The organism is Nonomuraea sp. NPDC059194 (assembly GCF_042754765.1).
GTDB lineage: Bacteria > Actinomycetota > Actinomycetes > Streptosporangiales > Streptosporangiaceae > Nonomuraea.
On the sequence record NZ_JBHZBH010000004.1, the window covers coordinates 200457 to 215386 of the forward strand.

At 72.6% G+C, this 14930-nt stretch carries 15 protein-coding genes; 12 read left to right on the forward strand and 3 right to left on the reverse strand.

The features are described 5' to 3' along the window. Positions 1-129 precede the first annotated feature (129 nt). Complete coding sequence (locus ACFXJ8_RS08175) at positions 130-948, reverse strand: PIG-L family deacetylase (RefSeq protein WP_379643122.1); 819 nt, start codon at positions 946-948, stop codon at positions 130-132. A gap of 274 nt (positions 949-1222) precedes the next feature. Between ACFXJ8_RS08175 and ACFXJ8_RS08180 the strand changes: the two genes are divergently transcribed. Both ACFXJ8_RS08180 and ACFXJ8_RS08185 read left to right on the forward strand, forming a co-directional pair. After that, positions 1223-1537: a DUF485 domain-containing protein gene (locus tag ACFXJ8_RS08180; protein WP_379643123.1), complete on the forward strand. Its 315-nt coding sequence runs from the start codon at positions 1223-1225 to the stop codon at positions 1535-1537. Continuing rightward, positions 1534-3201, forward strand: coding sequence for a cation acetate symporter (locus ACFXJ8_RS08185; RefSeq protein WP_379643124.1), 1668 nt, complete (start codon positions 1534-1536; stop codon positions 3199-3201). The genes ACFXJ8_RS08180 and ACFXJ8_RS08185 overlap by 4 nt, the downstream gene beginning before the upstream one ends. 52 nt (positions 3202-3253) lie before the next feature. On the opposite strand, the gene ACFXJ8_RS08190 is transcribed toward ACFXJ8_RS08185, so the two are convergent. Then, the gene (locus ACFXJ8_RS08190) at positions 3254-4048 is read right to left on the reverse strand and encodes a dihydrofolate reductase family protein (protein WP_379643125.1); all 795 of its coding nucleotides are present in this window, start codon (positions 4046-4048) and stop codon (positions 3254-3256) included. A 76-nt stretch (positions 4049-4124) separates the two neighbouring features. Continuing rightward, positions 4125-5246 carry a methyltransferase gene (locus ACFXJ8_RS08195; protein WP_379643126.1) on the reverse strand — a complete coding sequence of 374 codons (1122 nt, stop codon included), beginning with the start codon at positions 5244-5246 and terminating at the stop codon, positions 4125-4127. A gap of 63 nt (positions 5247-5309) precedes the next feature. Here ACFXJ8_RS08195 and ACFXJ8_RS08200 point away from each other — a divergent pair, with 63 nt between their 5' ends. The 10 genes from ACFXJ8_RS08200 to pcaC all read left to right on the forward strand — a co-directional run bounded on the left by ACFXJ8_RS08200 (position 5310) and on the right by pcaC (position 14858). Next, positions 5310-6722 (forward strand): 2'-5' RNA ligase family protein, encoded by a 1413-nt coding sequence (locus ACFXJ8_RS08200; RefSeq protein WP_379643127.1) that lies wholly within the window; start codon positions 5310-5312, stop codon positions 6720-6722. A gap of 107 nt (positions 6723-6829) precedes the next feature. Then, positions 6830-8080 (forward strand): winged helix-turn-helix domain-containing protein, encoded by a 1251-nt coding sequence (locus tag ACFXJ8_RS08205; RefSeq protein WP_379643128.1) that lies wholly within the window; start codon positions 6830-6832, stop codon positions 8078-8080. Between the two features lie 53 nt (positions 8081-8133). Continuing rightward, positions 8134-8751, forward strand: a complete 618-nt coding sequence (locus ACFXJ8_RS08210; RefSeq protein WP_379643129.1) for a TetR/AcrR family transcriptional regulator — start codon at positions 8134-8136, stop codon at positions 8749-8751. Positions 8752-8753: 2 nt separating this feature from the next. Then, on the forward strand, positions 8754-9230 hold the full coding sequence (locus ACFXJ8_RS08215) for a nitroreductase family deazaflavin-dependent oxidoreductase (protein WP_379643130.1): 477 nt from the start codon (positions 8754-8756) through the stop codon (positions 9228-9230). Positions 9231-9287: 57 nt separating this feature from the next. Continuing rightward, a complete protein-coding gene (locus ACFXJ8_RS08220; RefSeq protein WP_379643131.1) occupies positions 9288-10079 on the forward strand; it encodes a class I SAM-dependent methyltransferase in 792 nt (263 codons plus the stop codon). Between the two features lie 10 nt (positions 10080-10089). Further along, the gene (locus tag ACFXJ8_RS08225) at positions 10090-11235 is read left to right on the forward strand and encodes a thiolase family protein (protein ID WP_379643132.1); all 1146 of its coding nucleotides are present in this window, start codon (positions 10090-10092) and stop codon (positions 11233-11235) included. Between the two features lie 9 nt (positions 11236-11244). Next, positions 11245-11985, forward strand: coding sequence for a protocatechuate 3,4-dioxygenase subunit beta (pcaH, locus tag ACFXJ8_RS08230; protein ID WP_379643133.1), 741 nt, complete (start codon positions 11245-11247; stop codon positions 11983-11985). Then, positions 11982-12518: a protocatechuate 3,4-dioxygenase subunit alpha gene (pcaG, locus tag ACFXJ8_RS08235; protein WP_379643134.1), complete on the forward strand. Its 537-nt coding sequence runs from the start codon at positions 11982-11984 to the stop codon at positions 12516-12518. Before pcaH ends, pcaG begins: the two co-directional genes overlap by 4 nt. Further along, positions 12505-13767 (forward strand): 3-carboxy-cis,cis-muconate cycloisomerase, encoded by a 1263-nt coding sequence (pcaB, locus tag ACFXJ8_RS08240; RefSeq protein ID WP_379643135.1) that lies wholly within the window; start codon positions 12505-12507, stop codon positions 13765-13767. The genes pcaG and pcaB overlap by 14 nt, the downstream gene beginning before the upstream one ends. A gap of 2 nt (positions 13768-13769) precedes the next feature. After that, positions 13770-14858, forward strand: coding sequence for a 4-carboxymuconolactone decarboxylase (gene pcaC, locus ACFXJ8_RS08245; protein ID WP_379643272.1), 1089 nt, complete (start codon positions 13770-13772; stop codon positions 14856-14858). The last annotated feature ends 72 nt before the right edge of the window (positions 14859-14930 follow it).

The following is a 14930-nucleotide window of genomic DNA, read 5'->3' on the forward strand; positions in this document are numbered from 1 at the left end:
CTGTCAAGAAAGTTAGGAAACATTCCTAACTTGACCTAGCGAAGCGTGATCACCAGGAGCGGGGAAGGAGTCGCGCTGCCGATCCGGCGCCCCGGGTCGCCGCGCCCGCAGGCGACCCGGGGCGGACGGCTATCCGCGCAGTCCGGCGAACAGGTCGTCCTCGTGGTCGGGCGCCGGCACCTTGCAGACCTTGCGGACGAACGCCTCGGTGTCGAAGGCCCGCTGCTGGGCCTCCTCCGGCATCTGGAGCAGGAAGATGCTGTCGCCCTGGCTGGCGTGCGCCCGCAGCGCCTTCACCTTGTTGTCCACGTACGGCGAGACGTCGACCACGGCGGTGATCAGCTCGTCGGGGGTGCCGAAGTCTTCGGGGAGCTCGAACTCCGTCATGTCCATCCCCGAGGCCCGCATCCAGTCGAACATCTCGCTGATCCGGGCCCGCGAGACGGCCGAGTAGTAGAGCTTGTCGGGGATGCCCGTCGACTCCACGGCGGCCACCGCGATCCTGTGCGCCTGGATGTGGTCGGGGTGACCGTATCCGCCGTTCTCGTCATAGGTGACCACGACCTGCGGCCGGTAGTGCTCCATCAACACGGCCAGCTTGGCGGCCGCCTCGTCGACCGGCACATTCCAGAAGGAGTCGGGATGGGCGTTGCCCTCCCAGCCGTCCATGCCCGAGTCGCGGTATCCCAGCAGTTCGACGTGCTCGATGCCGAGGTGGGCGACCGACTCCTTGAGCTCGGCCAGCCGGCGTTCGGCCACCTCGGCGTCGTTGTGGGCCGGGTCGCCAGGCTTGACCCCGCCAGGGCCGTCGCCCTGCTCGCCGTTGGTGCACGTGACCAGGACCGTCCTGATGCCCTCGGCGGCGTAACGGGCGAGGATCCCGCCGGTGCTGATCACTTCGTCGTCGGGGTGCGCGTGCACGGCCATCACTGTCAACTGTCGATCCATCCCTGCATTCAACCGCACGCCTGCGACAGTTCCGCCCGCTCCCGGAGGCGCGAATGGGAGTTCCCGCATTCCCCGGAAAAGTGTGGGGAGCCGCCCGTATCGTTTCATCTCACTGTGGAGTCGCACCGCCACAGAGGGTCATCGCGAGCCAGGGGAGGGCCGCATGGTGGGGGGCTCAGGACGTCACGGCCCGCCAGGGCCATATGCGGAATTGGCGCAGGACAGGAGGTTCCGCCTGCTAAAGAAACGGTTTCGCCGTCTGGCGATCGCCATCGTGGCCTCGTTCCTCGGCTGGTACTTCCTCTACATCTCACTGTCGGCGTTCGCCCGCGACTTCATGGCCTATCCGGCCATCGGCAACATCAACGTGGCCCTGCTCCTGGGCGTGCTCCAGTTCGTCTCCACCTTCGTGCTCGCCTGGCGCTACACCCGCTACGCCCGCAGGATGCTCGACCCCCTGTCGGCGCAGCTGCGCGACGAGGCCGAGCTCAGGCAGGCCGAGCAGGAACGGGCGCAACAGGCCCTCGCCGAACGCAGGCGCATCGAGAACTGGACGCCGTCGCCACGGCACGGAAGGCGCCGCCGATGAACGGGACCGTGCTGACGTTCGGGCTGTTCATCCTGTTCATCGCCATCACCCTGGTGGTCACGTTCTGGGTCAGGGGCAACACCAGGTCCACCGAAGACTTCTACGCCGGCGGCCGGGCGTTCTCCGGCGCGCAGAACGGCCTGGCGCTGGCCGGCGACTACATGTCCGCCGCGTCGTTCCTCGGCATCGCGGGCATCATCGCGCTGTCCGGCTACGACGGCTTCCTCTACTCCATCGGCTTCCTGGTCGCGTGGCTGCTGACGTTGCTGCTGGTGGAGCTGATGCGCAACGCCGGCCGGTTCACGATGGCCGACGTGCTGTCCTATCGGGTACGGCAGCAGCCCAGGGTGCGCACCGCCGCGGTGATCTCCACGGTCACCGTGTCGGTGTTCTACCTGCTGGCCCAGATGGTCGGCGCGGGCGCGCTGGTGTCGCTGCTGCTGGGGGTCTCGACCGACGCCGCCAAGGTGGCGACGATCGTGACGGTCGGCGTGATGATGATCTTCTATGTGATGTTCGGCGGGATGAAGGGCACCACCTGGGTGCAGATCATCAAGGCCGTGCTGCTGATGTCGGGCACGACCGTGCTGACGGTGCTGGTGCTGGGCAGGTTCGGGTTCAACCTGAGCGAGATGCTGGGCGCCGCCGCGAAGGCCAGCGGCAGCCCCGACTTCCTGCGCCCGGGCGGCAGGTTCGCCCAGGAGGTGGCGGGCGACCCGGTCAGGACGCTGGTGAACAAGCTCGACTTCATCAGCCTGGCCCTGGCCCTGGTGCTGGGGACGGCGGGCCTGCCGCACATCGTGACGAGGTTCTTCACCGTGCCGGACGCCCGCGCCGCCCGCACCTCGGTCAACTGGGCGATCGGCCTGGTCGGCGTCTTCTACCTGATGACACTCGCGCTGGGATTCGGCGCCACCGCGCTGGTGGGCCACGAGGCGATCACGGCGCAGGACCCGTCGGGCAACACCGCCGCGCTGCAGCTCGCGCAGGTCCTCGGCGAGTACGTCGGCGGCCCGATGGGCGGCGATCTCATGCTGGCCTTCATCGGCGCGGTGGCCTTCGCCACGATCCTGGCGGTCGTGTCGGGGCTGGTGATGGCCTCCTCCACCTCGCTGGCCCACGACTACTTCGGTCACGTGCTGATGTTCGGCCGGCCGCGCGAGTCGCAGGAGGTCGGGGTGGCCCGCTTCTCCGCCCTGGTGATCGGCCTGCTGGCGATCGCGCTCGCCGTCATCGCCCGCGAGCAGAACGTCGCCTTCCTGGTGGCGCTCGCGTTCGCCATGGCCGCCTCGGCGAACCTGCCCGCGATCGTGCTGTCGCTGTTCTGGAAGAGGTTCAACTCCACCGGCGTCGTTGCCGGGGTGTACGGCGGGCTGTCCGGATCGGTGCTGCTGGTGCTCCTGTCCCCCGTGGTGTCGGGCAAGGTCGATCCGGTCACCGGGGCCAGCCTGTCGCTCCTGCCGAGGGGCGTCGACTTCGCCGTCTTCCCGATGGAGAATCCGGGTCTGGTGTCGATTCCGTTCGGCTTCCTGTGCGCGATCGTCGGCGCGTGGTGCAGCAAGGAGAAGGCCGACCCCGACCGGTTCGACGAGCTGTCGGTCAGGTCGTTGACGGGTACGGGAGCCCATCGGGGCGCCACGCGCGGGACACGCCGCCAGTCCTAGCCTGCCCGGCGCCGAGACTTCAGGTGCGGCTTGGCGGCGGTGGTCCTGGTGGTCACTTCGCTTCGGTGGAGTAGGTGAGGGAAAGGACGCCGGTCTCGAACGTCGTGGAGGAGGTCAGCTTGAGCGGGATCTGGTCGCTGCCCTCGAACAGCCGCTGTCCGGTGCCGACCACGATCGGGTGCACCAGCAGGAAGAGCTCGTCGATCAGGCCGTGCTGGAAGAGCGAGCGGGCGAGGGTGGGGCTGCCGTTCATCGCGATGGTGCCGCCGGGCTGCTGCTTCAGCTCGGTCAGCCGCTCGACGAAGGAGTCGCCGGGGATGAGCGTGGTGTTGTTCCAGTCGACCGAGTCGAGGCTGTTGGAGACGACGTACTTCTGGATGCCGTTGATGTGGCCGGCGAAGTCGTCGTCCTCGTCGCTCTTGGCCGGCCAGTAGGAGGCCCACTCCTGGTAGAGGACGCGGCCCATGAGCATGGCGTCCGACTCCGCGAACTGCGCGCCGATGGCGGCGCCCATCTCGTCGTTGAAGTAGGGGAAGTGCCACTTGTCGGGGGACTCCACGACGCCGTCGAGCGAGATGAAGTACGAAGCGACGATCTTGCGCATGTCTTGCTCCTCGTGTTTCTCGGTGGTGCCTTCACCCTCCCACCGACAATTTTTTTTGTCAAGCGTGACTCTAGAGGCGGCCACGGTGCCGCCGCCGTCCACGCGCACGCCGAGCTGGCGCATCAGCACCTCGGTGTCGGCCGGGTGCAGGCCCGACGCGGGCTCGTCCAGCAGGTGGACGCCGGTGAAGGCGACCAGGGCGTCGCGCGGCATGGCGACGTCGACGTCACGCAGGTCGTGCACCCCGCGCGCCGCGCACCCTGACGAACTGGTCGGGCTCCATGCGGCGACGCTACCGGGTGGCGGCCGGACGCCTCGCTCAGCGCCGGACCGCGCGGAGCACGACGAACTTCGGATCGCTCGCCACGACCTCGCAGTTGCCGAACACCCTGCGCAGCTTGACGTGGTAGCCGAGATGCCGGTTGCCGATCACCCACAGCTCGCCGCCGCGGCGCAGCGCCGTACGGGATCCGGTGAACATCCGCCAGGCCGTGTCGTCGGTGGTGGCGCGGTGGCTGTGGAACGGCGGGTTGGTGAGCACCAGGTCGGCCGAGCCGGCCTCGACGCCCGCGAGGGCGTCGCCGATCACGAACCGGGCGGCCGAGGAGGCGTTGCCGGCGAAGGTCGCCTCGGCCGAGGCGACCGCCTGGTACGACTCGTCGACGAACACCACCTCGGCCGAGGGGTTGCGCAGCGCCATGGCCAGCCCGACCACGCCGTTGCCGCAGCCGAGGTCGACGATCCGCTCCGGCCCCTCGCTGCGCGGCAGGTTGCTCAGGAAGAACCTGGTGCCGATGTCGAGGCGGTCGGCGCAGAAGACGCCCGCGTGGTTGGTGACGGTGCGCCGCGAGAGCTCGCCGAGGTCGTCGGGCAGCTCGTAGCGCAGCGGCCACGGGCTCGCGGTCCTGGGCAGCGCGGGGTCGGGGGCGCAGAAGATCAACCTGGCCTTGCGCTCGGCCAGCGAGGTCCTGGTGGGGCCGAGAACACGCTCGAAGGTCCGCAGCGTCGAGGTGTGGATCTCGGTGACCATGCCCGCGCCGACGACCACCGTGTCCTCGTGCACGGCGGGCGCCAGGCGGTGGAGCTGGTCCTCCAGCAGGGCGAGGCTCTTGGGCACGCGGACCAGCAGGACGTCGATCCGGCCTGGCGGGGTGTCCCTGGTGGACAGCAGGCGGACCTGGTCGGGGTCGATCCCGTTGCGCTTCAGGTTGGCCCTGGTGGCTTCCTGGGTGAGGTGGGAGTCGGTGATCTGGGTGGGGCGGTGGGCGGCCAGCGCGGTGACGAGCGCGCCCCACCTGTCGCCGACCACAACCACGCTGCCATGGAGACTTCCGTGGAGGTCGCCGCCGAGATGCCGCAGCAGATACTCGTCGGCGGCGTCCCAGGCGCGCAGCCGGTCGCGGGGGTTCTCGGGGAAGCGGGTCAGGTCGAGCTCGTTCATCGGCCCCCAGGGTAGCCGAGCACCGCGAGGGCCATGATGAGCCCGGCGTGGAAGGATGTCCGCGTGGATCACTACGAGGCGGGCCTGACGGCACTGGTGGTCAACGTTCCGGCTGCCGAGCCCGTCGTCGGGCGCTGGCGCGAGCGTTACGACTCCTCCGCCGCCTACGGCGTGCCGGCGCACGTGACCGTGCTGTACCCGTTCCTGCGCCGCGACCGCGTGAGCGCGGAGGTGGCCGCCGAGCTCGGGCGGCTGTTCGCCGGCTTCGACCCGTTCGACGTCACCTTCCACGCCACCGGCCGCTTCCCCGGCGTGCTCTATCTGGCGCCCGAGCCTGAGGGGCCGCTGCGCGCGCTCACCGAGGCCGTGTGGCGGCGCTGGCCCGAGGCGCCGCCGTACGGCGGGCGGTATCCGGACGCCGTCCCCCACCTGACGGTCGCCGACGGCGCGCCCGCCGACGCCCTCGCGGAGATCGAGGCTGACCTGGCGGCTGGGATGCCGTTCACCGCCCGCGCGAGCGAGGTGACGCTCTTGGCCTACGACGGCACCGCGTGGCGCTCCGAGCTGACCTTCCCGCTGGGCGGCGACGGCGCGGGGCGCCCCGAGACTTCCCCACTCGGCGACGACATTGCGGGGCGCCCCGAGACTTGCCCGCTCGGCGACGACGTTGCGGGGCGCTCCGAGCCGGCCCTGCCGCGGGGCGGCGGCCGGGTCGACGGTGACTACGGCCGGCCGGGCTCGCTGGCCGAGGTGCTGGCCGACGTGGCCGCCGAGCGGGTGGCCCAGGACGTCATGTTCGGCATCCAGGACCCCGCCGACGGCACCGGCCCCGAGCGCACCGCCGCCGCCGACCGCGCGAAAACCGAACTGGAGGCCGCCAAGCGGGCCGGAGAGGTGACCTGGCGGCACATCCTGCACGAGGAGGTGCTGGAGGCGTTCGCCGAGAGCGACCCCGACCGGCTGCGCGCCGAGCTGATCCAGGTCGCCGCGGTGGCGGTGAAGTGGTCGCAGGCCCTGGGCGGCCGCGGCGCGAGCGCCCCGCACCGGGCGAAGCAGGCCAGGTTCAAGGCGATCGTGGACGTGCACGTGCTGCTCGTCCGCGACGGGAAGGTGCTGCTCGGGCGCAGGGCCGGCACCGGGTACGCCGACGGCCAGTGGCACCTGCCGTCCGGGCACCTGGAGGCGGGCGAGTCGGCGGTCGAGGCAGCGGTCAGGGAGGCCGGGGAGGAGGTGGGCGTGGTGATCGACCCCGCCGACCTCACCTTCGTCCACGCCATGCACCGGGCCCCTGACCGGCTCGGGCTGTTCTTCCGCGCCGAGCGGTGGGACGGCGAACCGTACAACGCCGAGCCGGACAAGTGCGACGCGCTGGAGTGGCATCCGCTCGACCGGCTGCCCGCCGACACGGTCGACTATCCCGAGGCGGCCCTCATGGCGATCGGCGAAGGTCGGCCTTTCGCGCAGTTCGGCTTCTGACGACTGGTTCCGGGGCGCGCGGCGACCACGTTGGGGTGCGGGATCCACGCGCCACCTCCCGTGCTTTCAACAACACTCGAACGTATTTTCGGGTATAGTTCGGGGCTATGCCGTTCCCCCTGGTCCTGAACGTGGAGTCCGCGCGCCGGCTGGCCGTGAGCAGTCAGCAGCTGGCCGGTCCGCGCCCCGGCGGCGACCTGGAGGGGTTACGGCACGTCCTGCGGACCCTGCGCTGCCTGCAGCTCGACCCGGTCAACGTGGTGGCGCGCAGTCACCTGCTGGTGCTGTGGAGCAGGGTCGGCGGCTACGACCCTGCCGACCTCGACGCGCTGCTGTGGCGGGAGCGGTGGCTGTTCGAGTACTGGGCGCACGCCGCGTCGATCGTGCTGGCGGAGGACTTCCCGATCCACCAGGTCATGATGCGCGGCTACCCGGCGGGCCGGTCCGGCTACGGGGGGCGCGTCCGCGACTGGCTGGAGGCCAACGACGGGCTGCGGCAGCACGTGCTCGACCGGCTGCGCGAGCAGGGGCCGCTGCCGGTCGGCGGGTTCGACGACCACGCCGCCGTGGCGTGGGAGTCGAGCGGCTGGACCAACGGCCGCAACGTCGAGCGGATGCTCGACTTCCTGTGGATCCAGGGCCAGATCATGGTGGCGGGCAGGGAGGGTCGCCGCCGCCACTGGGACCTGGCCGAGCGCTGGCTGCCGCAGTGGGTCGACGGCGAGCCGCTGTCGCAGGAGGAGGCGGTGTCGCTGGCGGCCGAGCACGCGCTGCGAGCGCTCGGCGTGGCCCGCGTGGCCGACATCGAGCGGCACTTCACGCGTGCGCGCTATCCCGGCCTCGACGGAGTGCTCGACCGGCTGGAGCGGTCGGGCCGTATCCTGCCCGCCGAGGTGGAGGGCGGCACCGAGCGGTGGTACGTGCATCGCGACTCCCTCGTCCTGCTGGAGCGGGCGTGGGAGCCGCGCACCACGCTGCTGTCGCCGTTCGACAACCTGATCTGCGACAGGGAGCGGACCGAACGCCTGTGGGGCTTCGCGTTCCGCACGGAGATGTACGTGCCGAAGGCCAAGCGGCAGTACGGCCACTACATCCTGCCGATCCTGCACGGTGAGCGGTTGATCGGCAGGCTCGTGCCACGCCTCGACCGGCGCGGGGGCGTGCTGGAGATCGAGGGCCTGTTCCCGGAGGCGGAAACGTCCGCCGACGAGGCGACCGTCGAGGCGGTGGGCCGGGCGGTCGCCGAGCTGGGCGCGTTCGTCGGCGCCCGCGAGATCTCCTACGGGGCCAAGGTGGCCGAGCCGTGGCACCCCGCCATCGTCGACGACACGCACGCCCACGAACTGACCAACCGGTAGATCGCGGTGGTGGAGGGGCTGCACGCAGGAGGAGGCGGTGTTAGCTTGGTCGTGTGACTAACTTAGTCGATCGACCAGGTTCCGACCGCGGGGAGCAGCGGCGCGAACGGCTGGTCTCGGCAGGGCTGGCGCTGCTGGCCGAGGGCGGCTGGCCCGCCGTCACCAGCCGGGCGGTGGCCGTAGCCGCCGACACCAATCTGGGGCTGATCCACTACCACTTCGGCGGTCTGAAAGAGCTCCATGTCGCGATCGCGCAGCGGGCCGGCGAGATGGTGATCGAGCCGCTGCTCGCCCAGGTGCTCGCCGCGACCGACGAGCGCGCGGGCGTCGAGACCCTGCGCCGCCTGCTGCCGATGGCCGTGCAGGACGACCACGTCATCCGGCTGTCGGTGGAGTTGGTGGCGGGGGCGCAGCGCGCTCCCGAGATCGGCGAGGTCCTCCGCGCCCAGCTACGGCACGCTCGCGAGCGGATCGCCGCGTGGCTGGGCGCCCTGCATCCGCGGTGGTCGCCGAGCCGGCGTCTGGGCGCGGCCACCCTGATCACCGGCCTGCTGGACGGGCTGGTGCTGCACCGGCTGCTCGATCCCGACCTGCCCGCCCAGGAGGCGGTGGCGGCCCTGGCCGACCTCCTCTCCGCGCTCGGCGCGGACGAGGTCCAAACGAAGGAGTGACCATGCAGGTCGTCGCCACCCCGCCGCCGCCGTCCGGCATCCGCCGGTTGCTGTTCCGGCTGCCCATCCACCTCTACCGCCTGCGTCTGGGGTGGTTGCTGGCCGGCCGGTTCATGCTCCTGACCCACACCGGCCGGATCTCCGGCAAGCCGCGCCAGGTCGTCATCGAGGCGATCGCCCACGATCCCGCCGACGGCAGCTACGTCGGCCCCTCCGGGTACGGCAGGCGCTCCGACTGGTTCCGCAACATCCTGGCCACGCCGGAGGTCACCGTCCAGGTGGGCACCCGCGCCATGGCGATGACGGCGCGCCCGCTCGGCCCCGAGGAGGGCGCCGCGCTGATGGCCGCCTACGCCAGGCGCTCCCCCAGGGTGGCCAGGCGGCTCGCCCGATTCATGGGTTTCCTGGTCGACGGCTCGGAGGCGGACTTCAGGGAGGTCGGCAGCCGCATCGCCTTCGTCCGCTTCGTCCCACGCTGACGGGGCGACACCGCGCAGGCGCCTGGATGCCGGGCGCGGCGACCGTAGGGTTGGGCCATGCTCGACTACGACGGCGAGGCGGCCATCTACGACCTGACCCGCGGAGGCGAGCCCAGGGCGAGGGCCGCGGCGGAGGCGGTCGCGTCGCTCCTTCCCCCGTCGACGAGGGTCCTGGTCGACGCGGCCTGCGGCACCGGCAGCGTCACCGCTCTGCTCCGGAGTCGGGGGCGGCGTGTCCTCGGCGTCGACCTGTCGCACGGCATGGCGCGGGTGGCCGCCTCCCGCCTGCGCGGCACGGTGGTCCTGGGCGATGCGACCGCGCTGCCGCTGCCGGGCTCCTCCGTCGACGCCGTCACGACGATCTGGCTGTTCCACCTGCTCAATCCGGGCATCGTGGCCAGGGTCCTGTCCGAGGCCGCCCGAGTCGTGCGCCCGGGCGGCGCCCTGATCACGACCGTGGACAAGCACGCCGCCATATACGACACCGGCTGCGACGTCGCCGCCCTCCTCGGGCCGGTGCGGGCGCGCCACCTCGCCGCGCCTTCCGACGCCCTCGACACGGTGGCCGCGATGGCGGCGCGGCACGGCCTGAGCGTCGCGGGCCGTACGACATTCACCGGGCACGGGCAGGGAGGCAGCCCGCGGGCGTGGCGCGCGATGCTCGCCTCGGGCGAGCTTCACTGGGCGAGGCGAGCCGAACCCGCCGAGCTCGCCGCGCTGGACGCCCGGCTGGCCGCGCTGCCCGGTCAGGAGCGGCCCCGCCCCGACCCCGTCTACACCGTGATCAAGCTGGCGACATCTTCCGCTCACCGGAAGCGGGTGCGTGCGGGCGGGCGGCGCGCACCCTAGCGTCGGGGCTGTGAACGAGGTTTACGTCGTCGATGCGGTCCGCACCCCCATCGGCAGGTACGGCGGCGCGCTGTCGGATGTGCGCCCAGACGACCTGGCGGCGCACGTCGTCAAGGAGCTGCTGGCCCGCTCCCCCGCCCTCGACCCCGCCGCGATCGCCGACGTGGTGTTCGGCAACGCCAACGGCGCGGGCGAGGACAACCGCAACGTGGCCCGCATGGCCGTCCTGCTGGCGGGCCTGCCGGTGAGCGTGCCGGGCGCGACGGTGAACCGGTTGTGCGGGTCGGGCATGGAGGCGGTGATCCAGGCCTACCGGGCCATCGCGCTCGGTGAGGCGTCCGTGGTGGTAGCCGGCGGGGTCGAGTCGATGAGCCGCGCGCCGTGGGTGCTGCCCAAGCCGTCGCGGGCCTTCCCCGCGGGCAACCAGGAGCTGGTCTCCACCACGCTCGGCTGGCGGCTGGTCAACCCGCGCATGGCGCCGGAGTGGACGGTCGCGCTCGGCGAGGGCGCCGAGCTGATCGCCGACAAGCACGGCATCGACCGCGCGGCGCAGGACGCCTACGCCCTGGCCAGCCATGCGAAGGCGGCGAAGGCCGACTTCACCGGGGAGATCGTCGCCGTCGGCGAGGTGACGCGCGACGAGTCGATCCGCGACGACACCTCGATGGCGGCGTTGGCCAGGCTGAAGCCCGCCTTCAGGCAGGGCGGCACGGTCACGGCGGGCAACTCCTCGCCGCTCAACGACGGGGCGGCGGCCCTGCTGCTGTGCGACCGGGAGGGGCTGGCGCTGACCGGGCGCGAGCCGCTGGCCAGGATCACCGCGAGCGCGGTCAGCGCGGTCGAACCGCAGTACTTCGGCCTGGGTCCGGTCGGGGCGATCAGGAAGGCGTTGCGGGGCCGCGAGCCGTCCGTCGTCGAGCTGAACGAGGCGTTCGCCGCCCAGGTGCTCGGCTGCCTGGCCGAGCTGCCCGAGCTGGACCCCGAGGTCGTCAACCCGCGGGGCGGCGCCATCGCCGTCGGGCACCCGCTGGGCGCCTCAGGCGCGCGGATCACCGGCGCGGTCGCCCACCAGCTCGCCGCCGCGGGCTCGGGTCTCGGTCTCGCCGCGCTGTGCATCGGCGTCGGCCAGGGCCTGGCCGTCGTACTGGAACGCTGAGGAGCCCCCATGACGCAAGAGCGGATCTCCGCGGAGATCGCCGACCTGCACGAGGCCTATCGCAAAGAGGGCGTCGTGCGCCACCATTCGGCCCGCGACTTCGCCCCCTACCGCAGCAGCGCCCTGCGCCACCCGCACCGGCCGCTGGTCGTGGTCGACGATCCCGACGCCGCCGAGCTGGCCGGGCCGGTCTTCGGCGTGACGGACGTGACGGCGCTGGACGCCGACCTGACCCGCCGGCACCACGGCGAGCCGCTGGGCGAACGCATCACGATCACGGGACGGGTGCTGGACAGGGCGGGCCGTCCCGTGCGCGGCCAGCTCGTCGAGGTGTGGCAGGCCAACGCCTCGGGCCGCTACGCCCACCAGCGCGACGACCATCCGGCCCCGCTCGACCCCAACTTCACGGGGGTGGGCCGCTGCCTGACCGACGACGAGGGCCGGTACGCCTTCACCACGATCAAGCCGGGCGCCTACCCGTGGCGCAACCACCGCAACGCCTGGCGGCCCGCGCACATCCACTTCTCGCTGTTCGGCACGGCGTTCGCGCAGCGGCTGATCACGCAGATGTACTTTCCCGGCGACCCGCTGTTCCGCTACGACCCGATCTTCAACTCGGTGCTGGACGAGCGGGCCCGCGAGCGCTTGGTCGCCGCCTACGACCACGACCTGTCGGTGCCGGAATGGTCGCTCGGCTACCGGTGGGACATCGTGCTGGACGGGCCCTCGGCCACCTGGACGGAGTCATGACACAGCCCACGCCTTCGCAGACCGTCGGCCCCTTCTACGGCTACGCGCTGCCGTTCGCGGGTGGCGGTGACGTCGCGACCGGCGGCATCGTCGTCCACGGCCACGTGTACGACGGCGCGGGCGAGCCCGTGCCCGACGCGCTGCTGGAGTTCTGGCAGGCCGATCCCGCCGGGGGGCTGAGCGGCGCGCCCGGGTCGCTGCGCCGCGATCCGGTGACCGGCGAGATCATCGGCAGGCACGGGCTCGACTTCACCGGGTTCGGCAGGGTCGCCACCGACGCCGACGGCCGCTGGATGCTGCGCACGCTCGCGCCCGGCCTGCCGTACATCTCGGTGTGCGTGTTCGCGCGCGGGCTCGGCCACCACCTGTACACCCGCGCCTACTTGCGCGCCGATGAGCAGGACCGGCTGCTGGCCGGGCTGGAGCCCGAGCTGAGGGCGACGCTGCTGGCGCGGGAGGAGCGGCCTGGCGTGTACGTCTTCGACGTGCGCCTGCAGGGCGAGCGGGAGACGGTGTTCCTTGACTTCGGCTGACCAGGGGCTGCTGTCTGCGGCGCGCGCGGGGTCGGCCGTCGAGGATGCGACGGGCGACGCGGCGGTCCTGCGGGCGCTGCTGGAGGCCGAGGCCGCGCTGACCCGCGCGTGGGCGCGGGTCCTGCCCGCGGTCCCCCAGGCCGCAGCGGACGCGGTGACGCAGGCGGCCCGCGCCGACCGCTTCGAGCTGGCCTCGCTCGTCCTGCGCGCCCGCGAGGGCGGCAACCCGGTGATCCCGCTCGTCGCCGACCTGAGGTCCGCGGTCGGCGCGCAGGCCGCGCCCTACGTGCACCTGGGCGCGACCAGCCAGGACATCATGGACACCGCGCTGATGCTCGTCGCCCGCCGCGCGCTCGATCCGATGCTCGCCGATCTCGGCCGTACGGCTGCCGCGCTGGCCAGGCTGGCCGCCGAGCACCGCGCCACGCCGATGCCCGGCCGTACGCTGACCCAGCACGCGGTGCCGACCACGTTCGGGCTGAAGGCGGCCGGCTGGCGGGCGCTGGCCCTCGACGCGCTCGACCGGCTCGCCGCCGTGCGCGCCGCGCTGCCCGCCCAGCTCGGCGGCGCGGCGGGAACGCTGGCCGCCTTCCACGCCCACGCGGCCGCGCTCTGCCCGGCGTCGCCGTCCCCGCCCGACATCGGGATCAGGCTGGCCGAGGCGTTCGCCGGGCAGGTCGGGCTGGCCGTCCCCACGATGCCGTGGCACGTGCTGCGCACCCCGGTCGCCGACCTGGGCGGCGCGCTCGCCTTCACGGCGGGGGCGCTCGGCAAGCTCGCCGCCGACGTGCTGGTCCTGTCCCGCACGGAGATCGGCGAGGTGTCGGAGGGCGTGGGGGGCGGCTCGTCGGCCATGCCGCACAAGCGCAACCCGGTGCGGGCCACCTGGATCGCCGCCGCCGCCCGCCAGGCGCCGTCGCTGGCCGCCATCCTGTACGGCTCGCTCGCCGCCGAGGACGAACGCCCCTCGGGGGCCTGGCACGCCGAGTGGCAGCCGTTGCGCGAGCTGTTGAGAGTCGCCGGCGGCGCCGCGCGGGACGCGGCCGAGCTGGCCGAGGGGCTGCGCGTCCACCCTGAGCGCATGCGGGCCGATCTCGACGCGACAGGCGGGCTGATCGTCTCCGAACGCCTCGCCGCCGTCGCCGGGGATCCGGCCGATCCGGGTCTGCTCGACCCCACGACCTACCTGGGCGCGGCGCCCGAGCTCGTCGACAGGGCGCTGCGCCGTACCGCGATGGAGTTCTCGTGACCCTGCTTCACCACCTGCTCGAAGGACCCGCGGCCGGGCGGCCGATCATCCTGGGTCCCTCGCTCGGCACGTCGCTGCGCGTCTGGGAGCCGCAGGTGGCCGCGCTCGCCCGCCGCCACCGGGTGCTGCGCTACGACCTGCCGGGGCACGGCGGGTCCGCGCCCGCCGCCGTGGACGGCGTCGCGGAGCTGGCCGGACTCGTCCTGCGCCTGGCCGACCACCACGGCTGGGACCGCTTCCACTACGCGGGCATCTCGCTCGGTGGCGCGATCGGCGCTCACCTCGCGCTGCACCACCCCGCTAGGGTCACGACGCTGACGCTGGTCTGCTCGTCGGCCAGGTTCGGCGCGCCCGAGGGCTGGCGGGAGCGGGCCGCCCTGGTGCGGGCGCACGGCACCGCTCCCCTGCTGGAGGGCGCCGCGGCCCGCTGGTTCGCGGGCGAGCCCGTTCCCGCGCTGCTCGCCGACCTGCGCGCGGCCGACCCCGAGTCGTACGCGGCCTGCTGCGACGCGCTCGCCGCCTACGACCTGCGCCATGACCTGCCGAAGATCGGCGTGCCGACCCTGGTCGTCGCCGGACGCGACGATCCCGCCACCCCTCCTGCCCACGCGCGGGAGCTGGCCGACGGCCTGCCCGACGCCACGCTGGTCGAGCTGCCGCGCGCCGCACACCTGGCCAACATCGACCGGCCCGAGCCCGTCACCGCCGCCATGGACGCGCATCTGGGCCGGGCCGGCGGCATGGAGGTACGGCGGGCCGTGCTCGGCGACGAGCACGTCGACCGGGCGATCGCCCGCACGACCCCGTTCACGCGCGACTTCCAGGACCTCATCACCCGTTACGCGTGGGGCGAGATCTGGACCAGGCCGGGGCTCGACCTGCGCACCCGCAGCTGTGTCACGCTCACCGCCCTGGTGGCCCACGGGCACACCGAGGAGCTGGCGATGCACGTGCGCGCGGCGCTGCGCAACGGGCTCACCCCCGACGAGATCGGCGAGGTGCTGCTGCAGAGCGCGATCTACTGCGGCGTGCCCGCGGCCAACGCCGCGTTCGCCGTCGCCCAGCGCGTCCTTCAGGAGGAGGGCCGGTAGCCCACCTGGCTGAGGACCGCGTCGAGGTAGGCCTTGATGTCGGCCATGCTGTCGGTGTCGGGGCGCGAGCCG

Bases quoted from the DNA above. Each gene is read 5' to 3' on its own strand.
- ACFXJ8_RS08205 (WP_379643128.1), top strand. From the start codon at position 6,830: ATGCCGTTCCCCCTGGTCCTGAACGTGGAGTCCGCGCGCCGGCTGGCC.
- ACFXJ8_RS08175 (WP_379643122.1), bottom strand. From the start codon at position 948: ATGGATCGACAGTTGACAGTGATGGCCGTGCACGCGCACCCCGACGAC.
- ACFXJ8_RS08195 (WP_379643126.1), bottom strand. From the start codon at position 5,246: ATGAACGAGCTCGACCTGACCCGCTTCCCCGAGAACCCCCGCGACCGG.
- pcaG (WP_379643134.1), top strand. From the start codon at position 11,982: ATGACACAGCCCACGCCTTCGCAGACCGTCGGCCCCTTCTACGGCTAC.
- pcaH (WP_379643133.1), top strand. From the start codon at position 11,245: ATGACGCAAGAGCGGATCTCCGCGGAGATCGCCGACCTGCACGAGGCC.
- ACFXJ8_RS08220 (WP_379643131.1), top strand. From the start codon at position 9,288: ATGCTCGACTACGACGGCGAGGCGGCCATCTACGACCTGACCCGCGGA.
- ACFXJ8_RS08215 (WP_379643130.1), top strand. From the start codon at position 8,754: ATGCAGGTCGTCGCCACCCCGCCGCCGCCGTCCGGCATCCGCCGGTTG.
- ACFXJ8_RS08185 (WP_379643124.1), top strand. From the start codon at position 1,534: ATGAACGGGACCGTGCTGACGTTCGGGCTGTTCATCCTGTTCATCGCC.